11 protein-coding genes are annotated in these 15,449 nt (G+C 71.8%); 6 read left to right on the plus strand and 5 right to left on the minus strand.

Annotation, left to right across the window (positions count from 1 at the left end; translation table 11 throughout):
- Positions 1-106: 106 nt before the first annotated feature.
- From IH09_RS00560 to IH09_RS00575, 4 genes are all read left to right on the plus strand, one after another.
- The gene (locus IH09_RS00560; protein ID WP_052853200.1) at positions 107-883 is read left to right on the plus strand and encodes a response regulator transcription factor; all 777 of its coding nucleotides are present in this window, start codon (positions 107-109) and stop codon (positions 881-883) included.
- Positions 873-2,759, plus strand: coding sequence for a sensor histidine kinase (locus IH09_RS00565; RefSeq protein ID WP_110951968.1), 1,887 nt, complete (start codon positions 873-875; stop codon positions 2,757-2,759). Before IH09_RS00560 ends, IH09_RS00565 begins: the two co-directional genes overlap by 11 nt.
- Before the next feature lie 194 nt (positions 2,760-2,953).
- A complete protein-coding gene (locus IH09_RS00570; protein ID WP_052853201.1) occupies positions 2,954-3,745 on the plus strand; it encodes a Pr6Pr family membrane protein in 792 nt (263 codons plus the stop codon).
- A 409-nt stretch (positions 3,746-4,154) separates the two neighbouring features.
- On the plus strand, positions 4,155-4,829 hold the full coding sequence (locus IH09_RS00575; RefSeq protein WP_052853202.1) for an HdeD family acid-resistance protein: 675 nt from the start codon (positions 4,155-4,157) through the stop codon (positions 4,827-4,829).
- A gap of 59 nt (positions 4,830-4,888) precedes the next feature.
- On the opposite strand, the gene IH09_RS00580 is transcribed toward IH09_RS00575, so the two are convergent.
- A complete protein-coding gene (locus IH09_RS00580; RefSeq protein ID WP_052853203.1) occupies positions 4,889-6,523 on the minus strand; it encodes an ABC-F family ATP-binding cassette domain-containing protein in 1,635 nt (544 codons plus the stop codon).
- A gap of 391 nt (positions 6,524-6,914) precedes the next feature.
- Between IH09_RS00580 and IH09_RS00585 the strand changes: the two genes are divergently transcribed.
- Positions 6,915-10,319: a HelD family protein gene (locus IH09_RS00585; RefSeq protein WP_052853204.1), complete on the plus strand. Its 3,405-nt coding sequence runs from the start codon at positions 6,915-6,917 to the stop codon at positions 10,317-10,319.
- A gap of 50 nt (positions 10,320-10,369) precedes the next feature.
- Here IH09_RS00585 and IH09_RS00590 read toward each other — a convergent pair whose 3' ends face one another.
- From IH09_RS00590 to hcp, 3 genes are all read right to left on the minus strand, one after another.
- Complete coding sequence (locus IH09_RS00590) at positions 10,370-10,759, minus strand: cupin domain-containing protein (protein ID WP_052853205.1); 390 nt, start codon at positions 10,757-10,759, stop codon at positions 10,370-10,372.
- Between the two features lie 93 nt (positions 10,760-10,852).
- Positions 10,853-11,953 carry a 2Fe-2S iron-sulfur cluster-binding protein gene (locus IH09_RS00595; protein WP_052853206.1) on the minus strand — a complete coding sequence of 367 codons (1,101 nt, stop codon included), beginning with the start codon at positions 11,951-11,953 and terminating at the stop codon, positions 10,853-10,855.
- Positions 11,950-13,614, minus strand: a complete 1,665-nt coding sequence (gene hcp, locus IH09_RS00600; RefSeq protein WP_052853207.1) for a hydroxylamine reductase — start codon at positions 13,612-13,614, stop codon at positions 11,950-11,952. The genes IH09_RS00595 and hcp overlap by 4 nt, the downstream gene beginning before the upstream one ends.
- Positions 13,615-13,760: 146 nt before the next feature.
- Here hcp and IH09_RS00605 point away from each other — a divergent pair, with 146 nt between their 5' ends.
- On the plus strand, positions 13,761-14,456 hold the full coding sequence (locus IH09_RS00605) for a Crp/Fnr family transcriptional regulator (protein WP_052853208.1): 696 nt from the start codon (positions 13,761-13,763) through the stop codon (positions 14,454-14,456).
- Between the two features lie 185 nt (positions 14,457-14,641).
- On the opposite strand, the gene IH09_RS00610 is transcribed toward IH09_RS00605, so the two are convergent.
- Positions 14,642-15,391, minus strand: coding sequence for a thioesterase II family protein (locus IH09_RS00610; protein WP_052853209.1), 750 nt, complete (start codon positions 15,389-15,391; stop codon positions 14,642-14,644).
- Positions 15,392-15,449 lie beyond the last annotated feature (58 nt).

Genomic DNA, 15,449 nt, shown 5'->3' on the forward strand with positions numbered 1-15,449 from the left:
CGAGCATCGCGATGACTTGTCAGAAAGCTGTCAGGAACTCATGGGGTGCTCATAGGGGTCGCGCCCGGCCGCCCCGGGCGGCACACGGCATTCCTAGACTCGCCGCATGTGTGCACGCGTGGTCGTCGCCGAGGACGACCGGAAACAGGCGGCTCTGGTCCGCCGCTATCTGGAACACGAGGGCCACGACGTGGTCGTGGTGCACGACGGTGCGACGGCGCTCGCGGAACTCCGGCGCCGGCTGCCCGACCTGCTGATCCTCGACGTGATGATGCCGTTCATCGACGGCTTCGACGTGTGCCGGACCGTGCGCGCCGAGGCGGGCCTCGCCGCCCTGCCGGTGCTGATGCTGACCGCCCGTTCCACCGTGGACGACCAACTGCTCGGCCTGGACCTGGGCGCGGACGCCTACCTGTCCAAACCGTCCGGTCCGCGCGAACTGATGGCCCGCGCCCGGTCCCTGCTCCGGCGCGGCGGGCGCGCGGGCACGGGCGCGGACGCGGCCGGGCCGGACCCCGTACTGCGGGTCGGGCCGCTGACCGTGGACCCCGGGCGCCACGAGGTGTGGGCCCACGACCGCCGCATCCACTGCACACCGGGCGAGTTCCGGCTCCTGGAGGTGCTGGCCTCGCGGCCGGGACAGGTTTTCAGCCGGACGCAGATCCTGGAGCGGCTGCACGGCGCCGACTGCTACATCAGCGCGCGGACCGTGGACATGCACGTCATGAACCTCCGCAGGAAGATCGAACAGGACCCGCGCAGCGCCCGCCGGCTGGTGACGGTATACGGCTTCGGCTACAAACTCGTCGACCAGGAGCAGCCCGCCGGCCGGGAGAACCCCGGGCCCGCCACCGGCCAAAGGGACGCGCGCCATGGGCCCTGACCCGAACCGGCCCGACACCGATCCGGCGGCCAAGTCCCGCCGTGCGGCCCGCAGGCGCGGCAGACCGAAACCACTGCGCCGTGAGGTGCCGCTGCGCCGCAGTCTGCTGCTGCGACTGCTGGCGGTGTCCGTGATCGTGTCCGTCTGCTCGGTCGCCGCCACCGCGTACGTGGTCGTCCGGATGACGGCCGTCGCGATCCGCGAGGAACAGGGCCAGGCGCTGGCCGACGACGCCAAGGCGTACGACGCGCTGCTAGGCTACGCGGCCTGGCATCCGGACTGGTCGGACGTGAGTGGCACGGTGGCCGCGCTCGCCCGCAGGACGGGCCACCGCATCGTGCTGACCGTCCGGGGCCAACCGCGGCCGGTCGCCGACTCCGACCCGGAGCCCGGCGTACCGTTCCGGCCGCCCGCCAAGCCCACCGCCGTCATCGACCCGCTCGCCGTCAACCCCGACCTGCTGCCCCGCGCGGCGGGTGACCGGATCGACCCGCGGGCGGCGGGACCGTTCCTGCTGCCCAGGGACGAACGTGACGATCTCGACGCCCTCGCCGGGCGCCTCAAGACGTGCGTGGAGCGGAGGACCGGGGTCGACGTCCGTATCGAGCGGGAGCCGAGCGGGCGGCCCCGGCTGCTGCCGGCCGGTGTGAGCGCCACCTCCGCGTGCCCGGCCGCGGCGCTCGCCGAGCCGACCCCCACCGAGAGGAAGGCGCTGGCCGTGCTGAACACTCTCGTCGCCACCTGCCTCACCCACCGCGGCGACCCCGCCGTGGCCCTGTCACTCGACGCCGGCGGCAGGCCGGTCGCCGAGGGGCGGGGGGCCGACAGGCCCCAGGTCTCCTCGTGCGTCGCCTCCAGCCGCGCGGAACAACTCGCCCCGTACGTCGCGCCCGCCGCGCAGCTGTACGTCGCCAGTCCGGGCCGCGCCGCGACCACCTTCTTCGCCCTGTCCCCGGCCAACAAGGCGCGGATCGCCGGGGGCGCGGCGCTGGTGCTGCTGGTGACCGTCGCCGTCACCGTCCTGGCCGGCATCCGGCTGGTGCGTCCGCTGCGCGCGCTGACCGCCGCGGTGCAGCGGCTGGCGGAGGGCGATGCGTCCGCCCAGGTGCGGGTGACCGGCGGTGACGAGATCGGCCGGCTGTCGGTCGCCTTCAACTCGATGGCCGGACGGCGCGCGGAGCTCGAACAGCTGCGCAAGGCGATGGTCAGCGACGTGGCGCACGAGCTGCGCACGCCGCTGAGCAACATCCGGGGCTGGCTGGAGGCGGCGGAGGACGGCGTCGTCGACAACGACGGGAACCTGCTGGCCTCCGTACTCGAAGAGGCGCTGCTGCTGCAGCACATCATCGACGACCTGCGCGATCTGGCGGCGGCCGACGCGGGCGAACTGCGGCTGTGGAAGGTGCCGGTGCAGGTGGCGGACGTGCTGGCGCAGACCGCGAACGCGCACCGCGCCGACGCGGACGCCGCCGGCGTGACGCTCACCGTCACCGCCGACGACGGAACGCTCGTCGACGCGGACCCGGTCCGGCTGCGGCAGATGGCCGGCAACCTCGTCTCCAACGCGATCCGGCACACCCCCCGCGGCGGCACGGTGACCCTGCATTCGCAGGCGGCGGACGGGACCGTACGGATCGACGTCGCCGACACGGGTGCGGGCATCGCGCCGGACGAACTCCCGCACGTCTTCGACCGTTTCTGGCGCGCCGAGAAGTCCCGCAGCAGACAGACCGGCGGCAGCGGCCTCGGCCTGTCGATCGTGCGCAAACTCGCGGAGACGCACGGCGGCACCGTCACGGCGCGCAGCACCCCGGGCGTGGGCTCCGTCTTCCGGCTCACCCTTCCGCTGCTCCCGGAGACGGGCGACGACGGCTGACGGCGGCGGGCCCGGCGGCGGCCCGGACGGACCACGGCGCCGTCCGGGCCGCCGCCCCGCCGGTGTGCCGGACGCCGACCGGGCAGCCACGGCGGCCGGTTCACGGCCTGGCGGGCGCGCCGCTTCACGGAGGCCGCCGACGCGTGGCGGACCGGCACGGAGACCGCCCCGGACCCGGCCCGTACGGTGGACCAATGCTTGATCCGAAACCCTCCACCACGCCCACGGCCACTGCCACTTCCACCGAGCCCGCGGCCCGGCCCGGCCTCCCCGGTGATCCGGCCGCGCCCGCACCCTCCGCGGGAGGCCGCCGCCCCGTCGCGGCGGCCTTCCGGGCGCTCGCGGCCCTGACCGGGGTCACCGGCATCGTCCTGGACACGATCGCCTCCCACGATCTGGGCCGTCTCTTCAGCTACTTCACGATCCAGTCCAACATCCTGCTGGCCCTCGTCTTCGCCTGGTCCGCCCACCGGGCCTGGACCGGGCGTCCCGCCCTCGCACCGCGGATCACCGGTGCGGCGCTGCTCTATATCTGCATCACCGGGCTCGTCTTCCACTTCGTCCTGTCGAACGACTCCAGCGGCTTCGCCATGACCAGCCACCGCACCCCCCTCGAAACGGCCGCCAGCCAACTCCTCCACACCGCGACCCCCCTCGCCGCCGTCCTCGACTGGCTCGTCCTCACCGCCCCCGGCGCCCTCCTGCTCCGCCACGCCTGGCAGTGGCTCGCCTACCCCTTCCTGTACCTTCCCTTCGCCCTCATCCGCGGCGCCTTCCTCGCCCCCGGCACCGATGGCCGTTACCCCTATCCCTTCCTCGATGTCGACGTCCAGGGCTATGCCGGGATCGCCACCAACACCGTCGTCTTCGGCCTGGCCTTCTACGTCCTGGCCCTGGCCCTCGTCCTCCTCGACCGCATACGCCCCCGCCTCCGCGGCCCCCGGAGCCGGATGCCGTCCACGGACTCCGGTCCGCTGGACGACTGACGCCGAGGGGCGGGCAGCACGCATGCCATGGGCGAGTGAGCCCGAGGAGTGAAACGCCGGCGTTCCCTGCTTCCGTCCGGGGCGCCGGCCGCGGCGGTGGCGGAACCGGCAGCGCACAGGCCGAGGCCATGCAGGATCTCGCGATCGCACCGGGCTCCGTCGGGCCGGCCGGGAGGACGGGGCCCTGCGCAAGGTGACCGGCCGGATCCTGTGCGTGCTGCCGGTTCGCTGCCCACCGGCCTGGTGGGAAGCGAGGCCGGTACCGGACCGGTGACGGAGGGAACGCGGTAAGTGCCCGGAACGGGCGTCTTCCCGAGCGCGGCGGAGCGCTCCCCGAGCGGGACGGGGCCGACGGGGTGACGATGGAAGCGTCCATCGACCGTGCTGTTCCATGAGAGAGGTGGGAGGTATGACAGACCCCTCCACAGCCTCGGGCGACAGCCCGCCGCAACCCCGGGCCACCTCCGCGGAGGGCGAAGCCCTGGGCATCCTGGCCAACCTCGGCTGGCAGGCCCTGTTCACCATCGGCCTGGCGTCCATCGCCCTGGGCGTGGTCGTCCTGGTGTGGCCGGGCAAAACGCTGCTCGTCGTCGGAATCGCCTTCGGCGCCTACCTGTTGGTCAGCGGTGTCTTCCAACTGGCCAGCGCCTTCGGCTCACACGTTCCCGGGCACCTGCGGGCACTGCACTTCGTCACCGGCGCGATCAGCGTGCTCCTCGGACTCATCTGCTTCCGGGGCACCATGCAATCGATCCTGCTGCTCGCCCTCTGGATCGGCTTCGGCTGGCTGCTGCGCGGCATCATGATGACCGCGGCCGCCGGTTCGGCTCCCGGAGCGCCCGCACGCGGCTGGCAGCTCTTCGTGGGCATCATCACCCTGCTCGCAGGCATCGTGCTGATCGTTTCACCGTTCGGCTCGATCGCCGCGCTCACGTTGGTGACGGGCATCATGGCCATCGTCCTGGGCATCGCGGAGGTGGTCAACGCCATTCGCCTGCGCATCGCCATCGGACGCGGCACCAAGGGCACCGCCACCAAGCACCGGCGGTCCGTGTTCCAGCCACGCCCGCACCCGCAGCACTGACCCCCTGCCCACCGCGGACCGATGGCCCGATACCTCATCGGTCCGCGGTGGCGCGCCGGTCACACCTCAGGGGCTGCCGTCTCCGCCAGTTCGCCGGCGGTCAGCCGCAGCCACCGGTTCACGCGGATCTCGCGGAGGAACCGCTCGTCGTGGCTGACCACCATGAACGCACCCTGATAGGAGTTCAGAGCGCTCTCCAACTGGCCCGCGCTGACCAGGTCCAGGTTGTTCGTCGGCTCGTCCAGGAGCAGCAGGTGCGGGGCGGGCTCCGCGCACAGTACGCAGGCCAGGGTGGCGCGCAGCCGCTCGCCGCCGGAGAGCACCCCGACGGGCAGATGGGCGCGGGCACCCCGGAAGAGGAAACGGGCGAGCAGGTTCATCCGCTCGGCCTCCGGCCGCTCCGGCGCGAAGGCGGCGAAGTTCTCCGCGACCGTACGGTCCGGGTCCAGCAGGTCGAGGCGCTGCGAAAGGTAGGCGATGCGTCCGTCGGCCCGCTTGAGCTCGCCGCTGTGCGGTGCCAGGTCGCCGTGGAGCAGACGCAGCAACGTGCTCTTGCCGGCACCGTTGGGGCCGGTCAGGGCGATACGCTCCGGGCCCCGTACGGTCAGGTCCACCCCCTGGCCGGCGAACACCTCCTTGTCGCCGAGCCGGACGCGGAGCCGTTCACCGAGGAACAGATTGCGTCCGGCGGGCACGCCGGTGTCCGGCAGGTCCAGCGTGATGCGCTGCTCCTCGCGCAGCGCGCGCCCGGCCTCGTCCAACCGGGCCTTCGCGTCGCTGACCCGGCCCGCGTGCAACTGGCCCGCCCGGCCCGCGGACTCCTGCGCGCCCCGCTTCATGTTGCCGGCGAAGATACGGGGCAGCCCGGCGCTCTTCAGGTTGCGGGCGGCGTTGCTCTGCCGGCGCTCGGCGCGCTCACGGGCCTGCTGCAGCTCCCGCTTCTCCCGCTTCAGCTCCTGTTCGGCGTTGCGGACGTTCTTCTCGGCGACGTCCTGCCCGGCCCGCACGGTCTGCTCGTACTCGGTGAAGTTGCCGCCGTGGAAGGACAGTTCGCCGCGGTGGAGCTCGGCGATGCGTGCCATGCGGTCGAGCAGGACGCGGTCGTGGCTGACCAGGAGCAGGCAGCCGGTGAAGTCCGCCAGCACGTCGTGGAGCTTGTGCCGGGCGTCGAGGTCGAGGTTGTTGGTGGGCTCGTCGAGCAGCAGCACGTCGGGCCGCTTCAGCAACTGGGCGGCGAGACCGAGGGAGACGATCTGGCCGCCGCTGAGGGTGCGCAGGCTGCGGTCCAGCGCGAGACCGGCCAGGCCGAGGCGGTCCAGCTGGGCGCGGGTGCGTTCCTCGATGTCCCAGTCGTCGCCGATGGCGGTGAAGTGCTTCTCGTCGACGTCCCCGGACTCCACCGCGTCGATGGCCCGGATGACCGCGGCGACGCCCAGCACCTCGGCGACCGTGAGATCGCCGGTCAGGGGGAGGTTCTGCGGGAGGTAGCCGAGGGTGCCGGACACGGAGACCGACCCGCTGACGGGCCGCAACTCACCGGCGATGAGCCTGAGAAGCGTGCTCTTGCCGGTGCCGTTGGGCGCGACGAGACCGGTGAGACCGGAGCCGAGGGTGAAGGAGAGATCCCGGAAGACAGGGGTGTCGTCGGGCCAGGTGAAGGACAGGTTCGAGCAGACGACGGAAACGCCGGACATGGAGACGACCTCGTGAGGAGGGAGGCAGGAATGACACTTCTGCCTCGGCGGACAGCAGACAGGAAGAAGGGGGAACGACAACGACGCCACGACGGCGGTGCTTTTGTGCACCGGCCGGTGGCCAGTCGGTCCGGGTATCACCCGGAGATGTCGTCGTCCACCACCATGTCCGCTCTCCTCCATACACGATCAACGTCTTCGCCACTGTAACAACAGCAGGGGTGTGGGACCGAGAGGGGCCCCGCGTACGGCCGGGTGCGCGCCTGGCGGGCGGTGGCCGAGGAACTGACGTACTGACTGTTCGACACCGCCCGGTCTCTGATAGTTGTTTCAGCGGGGTACGGGCACAGGTCCGTGGCGGTGTCCCTTCGGCACCGCAGGGAGGACGTACATGAGCACGACCACTCGGGACGAGGTCCTTGCCGTCGAGCAGGAGGCGGTGGACCGCGCCTACGATTGCTACACCGCGCGGCTGGCCGAGATGAGCGGCACGTCGGCCGCCATGGCGTCGGCGAGCGGCAAGGACGGCATCGCCAACCGGTTCGAAGCGGAGGCGCGTGCCGCCGCGTATGACGGGCTCGGCGACGAGGCCCTCGTCTTCACCCGGGTCGATGTGCCGGAGGAACCCGGCGCGGCGCCCCGCCCCTGGTACATCGGGCGTCGAGGCGTGCAGGACGCCTCGAACGAGCCGGTGGTCCTGCTGTGGACCAGCCCGCTGGCGAAGAAGTGGCGCGAAGCCCTCCCCGAGAACCCGGGCGAGGTCGTCTTACGACGCCAATTACGCTGCGTGCAGCGGGTAGTTGAGGGCTATTTCGACGAGATCGCTCCGCCGGTGTCCGAACCCGCACCCCCGTCCGTCCCGAAGCCCCGGCAGACCACCGACGACGACCGGACGCAGACCCCGCCCGAAGCCCCCGCCCCGGCACGGGCGGAGCGCCGCGCGCCGGCCCCCACCCCTGGCGACATCGTCGTACGCCGGCGCCGGAAACCGCTCCAGCCCGACGACTTCCTGCTGCGGGAGCTCCAGCGCTCGCGCGGCGGCCGGATGCGGGACATCGTAGAAACCATCCGCCGTGATCAGATGGACCTGGTCACCGGTTCCCCCTCGGACGTCCTCGTCGTGCAGGGCGGCCCCGGCACCGGCAAATCCGCGGTCGGCCTGCATCGCGTCACCTGGCTGGTCAACAGCGACCACTTCAAAGCCCAGGACATCCTCGTCATCGGCCCCCACCAGCGGTTCCTCGACTACGTCGGCCAGGTCCTCCCCACCCTCGGCACCCGTGACGTCAACGCCGTCCAGCTGAGCCGCCTGTGGGAGGGCGAGATCCTCGGAACCGACTCCCCGCGGGCCCGGCTCGTGAAGTCGGACGAACGCATGGCGGCCGTGCTGCGCCGCCGGGTGGCGAACGACTACCGCCCCGAAGCCCTCGACGACCTCACCGTCGTCCCCGCCTTCGAGGGCGACGAGTCCGCGATCGTCGTCACGGCGGGGAGCACGACCCTGCGCGTACCACGGTCCGAGATCCTTACCCTCCTCGGCCAGGCCCATGAGAGTGACGGCCCCTACCGGGAACGCCGCGATCGCTTCCGCGGTCTGCTCGTCGACCGCCTCCTCCAGGAACTCGCCGTCATGGCGCCCCGGCGCGGACAGGCCGGCACCATCCGCCGTGACCTGGAACGCAACCGCCGGGTCGAGCGCCTCATCGAACGCGTCTGGCCGTCACCGGGCCCACGTGAGGCCCTGCGCAGCCTCTACGACTCGCCCGACCTCCTGCGCGGCTGCGCCGACGGCATCCTCGACGAGGACGAGCAGGCGGCTCTGCTGCGTGCCCGCGCCGCCAGCGCCGACGCCGACCCGTGGACGCTCGACGACCACGTCTGCCTCGAAGAGCTCCAGGTGCTCATCAGCGGGGACACTCCGCGGCGCTACGGGCACATCGTCGTCGACGAGGCACAGGACCTCACCCCCATGCAGGCCCGCGCGTTACGGCGGCGCTGTGCCGCGGGCGGCTCCATGACCGTCCTGGGTGACCTGGCGCAGGCGACCGGTCCCCACATCCCGACGAACTGGGACCGCATCGGCGCGCTCCTGTCCGACCACGGCGACTGGCGCGTGGCCGAACTGAACACGAGTTACCGGGTCCCCGCCGAGATCATGGAGTTCGTCGCCCCGCTCGCGCGGGCGGTCGCCCCGGACCTGCCCTATCCGCAGGCCGTGCGGGAGGCGGGCGAAGACGCCGTACGGACGGTGGCGACCGAGCCGTGGAAGCTCCTCGACGACACGGTCGCCCAGGTGTCCCGCCTGGTGGGTACCAGTGACGGAAGCACCCTCCGTTCCGTCGCCGTCATCGTCCCCGACGACTCGGACTGGCTGGACGCGATCAGCCGCCGGATCGACGGAGGCGGCGACATCGGCGAGCGGAACCGCGAGGCGGTGTCCGTTCTGGCCGCCACCCAGGCCAAGGGCATGGAGTACGACCATGTCCTGGTCATCGAGCCCGCCACCATCGCCGACCGCGGTCCCGCCGGTCTGCGGCAGCTGTACGTGGCGCTGACCCGCAGCACCCAGAGCCTGACCGTCCTGCACACCGCACCGCTCCCGGACGCACTCATCGGCTCGGGGGACAACGGGGAAGCGGCGGCAGCCGGTGCCCGGCCGGAAGAAGCGGCGGCACGGCTTCCGCGGATCGGCACGGATGTCAGGGTGGAGGTCGTGGGCCGGGCCCCCGGCGGCCGCTACCGGGTCAAGCCCCTGTCCCCGGTGATCGACCGGCCGCTGGTGCTCACCGTCCGCCACGGATCGGTTCTCCCGCAACAGGGCGAGAAGCTGGACTGCTGGGTGTTCGCGAACGAGACGAACCAGACCGTGCTCGCCGCCGACCAGCGCGGCCGGTCGCCCGTCTCGGAGCGGATGGCGGGGCGTTACGGCGCGGCACTGGACGTGCTCGGTGAGCTGATCGAGAACAACGGCGACGTGCCGGACGCCCGCAGCCGCCTCTCCGAGCTCCAGGGCATGGCCCACCGCATCCTCCGACGGGACCAAGCCGACTGGGTCGACGTACTGCACCTGTTCGGCGAGCCGAGCCGGGACGAACTGGGCGTGCTACGAGACCTCACCGCGACAACTCAGCGCGCGCTCAAGGACGGCACCTTGGACGCGGGCCGCCTCAAGGAAGAGCTGGCCGCCTCCGGTTGGGCGGTGCCGCTCGCCGAAGCGCGACGGGTACTTCAGACCCGCTTCGCCGCCGAGGCGGGGGAGCACCCCGACGACGAGGCTGCGGCCGCGGCCCCCGTCGCCCCGCGGCACCCCGAACAGAAGGAAGAAGTGCAGATGACCACCGCGGACACCACCTCCGCCGCACCGGCCCCGACCGCGCAGGAAGGCTTCCTCCGCGCACTGGAGGCGGCCGCCGACGCCGACCGCACCTGCAAGAAGCACGAGGCGATCCGCCATGCGCTGAAATCGTCACTTCTCTGGGCAGACCTCCAGCCGACCGACTCACCGGTCGTCGACGTCAGCTGCGTCACCGAGCGCGGCCTCTTCCTCTACGAGGCCCTGGGAGCGGGCTGCTCCACCTATGCGGACCTCCGCTCGGGCGCGACCCGCCTGCTGGAGATCAACCACACGCTGCCGACACCGGCCGACAGCCTCTATCTGGTCCTCCCCGAACCCCCCGCCGACGAGTGGTCCGCGGATACCGTCCGCGACGTCTTCCACGTCCACCTCATCTGGCGAAGCCCCGAAGGATGGGGTGGGCGGGACACGGACATCGCGCTGGGCTCCTCGGGGGCGTGAGCCCCCCGGCGGGGGAGGGGCGGCGGGACGGGGTCCGAGGACGGCACTCCTCAGGCGTGGTGCCGGCCCTGGCAGCCGCAGCCCTGGGCGCCGGCACGTGGCAGGTTTTCGGTGAACTCGCTCTGTGAGAAGACGGCGAGGAGCGTGGCGTCCTCGTGGCCGGTGTTGGTGAGGGTGAGTTCCTTCCCCGCCGGCAGCATGGCGAGGGTTCCCGGTGCGACCGTCTTGGAGCCGCAGCCGCAGGATGCTGTCACGACGCCTGCCAGGCCGGTGAGCAGCAGCTCGGACGTGCCGTGTGTGTGGGCCGGGATCGTGCCGCCCGCCGGGACCTGGATGCGCACTGCGGCGAGCGTCCGGAAGGGGCTGCCCTCGGGGTCGAGGCGCAGGGCGTGGCCCCGGGCGCCGGGGGTGTGGGTGGTGTCGATGCTGATGCCGAACATGAGGGTGTTCCTTTTCTCGTTGGTGGAGGGTCTGACGTGAGGGTGCCGGGGTCGAGGTGTGGCGGACCGTCCGGCGCGGCCGGGGTGGGCCGGTCAGGTCGCGGAGGAGTTGAACTTCTCGCTCAGGACCCGGTCCGGGGCGAGGCCGTGGTCGGCGGCGGCCCGTTCGACGGCGTCGATGAGCCCGGGTGAGCCGCAGATGTACAGGTCCGGGTCGGTTCCGCCGCTCGTGCGGAGCCGTACGAGGTCGGCGACGAGCGCGTCGATCATGCGGCCGTGCCGGTAGCCCGCCCGGTCAACCGGTTCTTTGACCGAGAACACCGTTTCCAGTTGGGGCAGCTCGTCGCGGAGGGCCGAGATCGCCTCCGCCCCGCACAGCTGCGCCACGGTGTCCGCGCCGCTGTAGAAGCGCAGCGGGTGGCTTTCGCCGAACTCCGCCATGCGGCGGGCCATCGACAGCAGCGGTGCCGTGCCGGTGCCGCCGGCCACGAACCAGCGGGGTCTCAGCCCGGTCTCGACGAGCCCGAACGCACCCTGCGGCCCGAGCACGGTGACGCTGTCGCCGGGCGTCGCACGGGTGTCGAGCCAGGTGGAGAAATGCCCGCCGGGGCGGAGCCGCACATAGAACTCCAGCTCGCCGTCCCAGTTGGGGGCGTTGGCGTACGAGTAGGCGCGGGACTCCTCGGTCTCGCCGGGGATGCGCAGCTGGGCGAACTGGCCGGGCTCGAACTCGGCTCCGCTGCCGAGCTGTCCGTCCTCGTCGAGCTGGAGTACCAGGCGTACCAGGTCACCGGTGAGGCGCTCCAGGGCGGAGACGGTGGCGGTGCGTTCGGTGAGCCGTCCGCTGATGATCCGGGACCGCTCGTAGGGCAGGCTGACGGCCAGCGGTCCCTCGGCGTAGGTGCGGCACAGCAGCGCGCCGCCGGCCCGCGCGCGCTCGGGGCTGAGCGCTTCGGGGCTGTGCGGGCCGAGGGTGTACGGGCCGTCGGTGACGGTGACCGCGCAGGCGCCGCAGGTGCCCTTTCTGCACAGCGACGGCAGCAGGTACCCGGCGTCGGCGGCCGCGTCCAGGACGGACCGGCCCGGCAGGCACTCCGCCTGGAGGATCTCGCCGTCCAGCGTGGTCATGCGCAGGGGGACCGGCTCGGCCCCGGTGGGGGTCCGCGCCGTGCCGGGTGCCGGTGCTGCGGTCATCGGGTGGCCCCGAGGGCGTCCGCGAGATCCTTCTCCGCGCTTTCGCTGGTACGCAGTCCGAACCGCTCGCTCAGGAGGCGCCAGACGGGCTCGGTGACGAAGGCCGGGACGGTGGGGCCGGTGCGGACGTTGCGCAGGCCGAGGTGGATGAGGGTGGCGAGGACCGCCAGGGCCTTCTGCTCGAACCAGGCCAGCACGATGGTGAGCGGCAGATCGTTGATGTCCGTGTCGAGCGCGGCGGAGAGGGTCTCGGCGACCCGGAGCGCGGCGTAGGTGTCGTTGCACTGGCCGACGTCGAGCAGGCGCGGGAGGCCGCCCGGAGTGGTGCCGTGGCTGAGCTTGTTGAAGCGGTACTTGTTGCAGCCGAGGGTGAGGATCACCGACTCCGCCGGGGTGGCACGGGCGAGCTCCGTGTAGTAGTCGCGGCCGGGTGCGGCGCCGTCGCAGCCGCCGATCAGGAACATGTGGCGGATGTCGCCGGAGTGCACGGCGTTGACGATGTCCTCGGAGATCGACAGCAGTGCGTTGCGCCCGAACCCGATGGTGATCAGCGCTTCCGGTGCGGTCTCGGCGAAGCCGGGGGTGGCCTTGGCCGCGCGGACGACGGCCTTGAAGTCGTAGCCGGCGATGTGCCGCACGCCGGGCCAGCCGACCGGACCGGTGGTGAAGGTGCGGGTCTTGTACGCGGGCAGCGGCTCGATGAGGCAGTTGGAGGTCATCACGACCGGGCCGGGGAAGGCCGCGAAGTCCTGCTGCTGGTCCTGCCAGGCCCCGCCGTGGTTACCGGCGAGGTGCGGGTACTTGCCGAGTTCGGGGTAGGCGTGCGCGGGCAGCATCTCGCCGTGCGTATAGATCCGGATGCCGGTTCCCTCGGTCTGCTGGAGCAACTCCAGCAGCTCGTCGAAGCCGTGCCCGCTGACCAGGATCGCCTTCCCGGCGACCGGCGACGTACGGACCTTGGTGGGGAAGGGCGTACCGAAGGTGCCCGTGTTGGCACTGTCGAGCAGCGCCATGACCTGAAGGTTCACCCGCCCCACCGCACTCACGTGCGCGAGCAGATCCTCGACGTCGGTGGGCTCACCGGCCAGGTAGTCCAGCTCCGCCTCCATACCGGCGTCCACCTCGTCACTCCGGTATCCGACCACCCTGGCGTGGTGCATATACGCGGAGACACCCTTGAGGGCGTACAGGACGAAGGCACGCAGGCCCACGACGTCCTCGCCGACCAGCTCCACCCCGGCCCTGATGCCCGCCTGCCCGGCCTGGGCGAGCAGCCCGTCCACGTCACCGGCGGGCTCGAACACGGCCGGGCCGCGCAGCCGCTCGGGGTGCCGGCCGGCCGCGAGGGCCGCTTCCTCGTATCCGGCCCGCACCCGGTCACGCACCGCGGCTGCCTCGTGGATCAGCTTCACGAACCGGGCGGCGTTGAAGTTGACGTTGGTGAGGGTGGAGAAGAGGCCGTATGCGACGACGGCGGAAGCCTCCCGGTCGACCGCGCCCAACGCCCGGCCGCGCACCGCGTACTGGGCGACCCCCTTGCACAGGTGCACGAGCAGGTCCTGGAGCGCCGCGGTGGTCTCGTCCTTGCCGCAGGTGCCCTTGGTGTGACACCCGGGGGTCTCGCCGGTCCGGTCCGTCTGCTCGCACTGGTAACAGAACACGCTATTCCTCTGGTCCTCGCTGGTCGGCACCGGATATCCGGCACGTCTGGCGTCGCGGCTGTCGCGCCGACTGCCATGACGCTAGGGAAAAGCAGCTCATAGCGCCTTGACCTGGATCAAAAACCGCAAAATCTATACTTGAGGGCATGCGCCAGCCCTTCCCGGTATCCGAGCTCGCCCGGATCCCCCTGTTCAGCGAGATCGACACGGCCGATCTGCGGCTCATCGCGGAGCGGGTTCGCACGGTCACCGCACGCAAGGGAGAGGTCCTCGTCGAGGCCGGGGACCTGCACCGCTGGTTCTACTTCGTGTGCCAGGGCCATGTGCAGCTGGTGGTGTCGGCGGCCACCGCGGAACAGAAGGTGATCTCACTGGTGTCGGCAGGGCAGACCTTCGGGGACGCGCTGCTGTTCACCGGCCGCCCCTACCCGGTATCGGTGATCGCCCTCTCGCCCGTGACCCTGGTGGCCATCCCGCACGAACCGGTGCTCCGCCTCGCCCATCACAGCCCCGGCTTCGCGCTGCGGATGGCCGGCGGGCTGGCACAACGGCTGCACCAACTGGTCTCCGACGTGGAGTCCTACGCACTCCACAACGGCACCCAGCGAGTCCTGGCCTATCTGGAACGGCTGGCGGGCGGTGGCGACGACGGTCCGCCACTCCGATACCCGGTCCGGGTCGAACTGCCGACCGACAAGGGGATCATCGCCTCCCGGCTCAGCCTCAAGCCGGAGACCTTCTCCCGCGTCCTGAGAAGGCTCTCCGACACCGGGACCCTCACGGTGGACGGCCGCCGCATCACCCTGATGAGGGCGCCGGCCGCCGGTCAGGGACTGCTCTGAGCCGCCCACGCCGGCGGGGCCGGGGACCGGCCTGGAGAACACCTGGACGGCCGGGCGGGCGGGGAGGCCAATGGCCCGGGTCCGCGCCGTAGGCGAAGGCGCGGACGGCCGCCGCCGGGTGACCACCGACGCGCCGGTGGCGGCGCCCCGTCGCCGGGCGCCGCCACGTGGCCGGGGTCGCGTCGTCAGACCGCCAGCTGCTGCGCGATCTTCCGCAGGATCGCCGGCTGGTGCTCGGTGAGGAAGAAGTGCCCGCCGGGGAAGACGTCCAGGTCGAAGGCGCCGGTGGTGTGGGTCGCCCAGTCCCGCGCCTCGTCGAGTGTCGTCTTCGGGTCGTCGTCCCCGGTGAACACCGTTACCGGGCAGGTGAGTTGGGGGCCGGGCCGGTAGACGTAGGTCTCGACGGCGCGGTAGTCCGCGCGGATGGCCGGCAGCGCCATCCGCAGGAGTTCCTCATCGTCCAGGATCCGCGAATCGGTGCCGCTCAGCTTGCGCACATCGGCCAGCAGCCCCTGGTCGTCGAGGAGATGCACGCTCTCGTGCCGGGGCCGGGACGGCGCCCGCCGCCCCGACGCGAACAGCCTCGACACCGGCTGCCCGGCCTGCTCCATCAGCCTGGCCAGCTCGAACCCGAGCGTCGCCCCCATGCTGTGCCCGAACAGCGCCATCGGGCGCCCCATCAGGGGCCGCAGAATGGTGAACAGCCGCCCGGCGAGTTCGTGGATGTCGTCGACGCAGCTCTCCTGTCTGCGGTCCTGCCGCCCCGGGTACTGGATGGCCAGCACCTCGACGGCGGGTGCGAGTGCGGTGGCGACGGGGTAGTAGAAACTGGCCGAGCCGCCCGCATGGGGCAGACACACCAGCTGCGGGGCGTTCTCGGCCGAAGTGGCGAAGCGCCGGATCCACAGACCGTTGTCGGTGTCGGTAACGCTCATAGCGGCAGCGATCCTCCGAAGAAGTAATGATCAGCAGACGCTAAGCCCGCCGCGCCCG

Origin of the sequence: Streptomyces celluloflavus, from assembly GCA_000720995.1 — a bacterium.
GTDB lineage: Bacteria > Actinomycetota > Actinomycetes > Streptomycetales > Streptomycetaceae > Streptomyces > Streptomyces celluloflavus.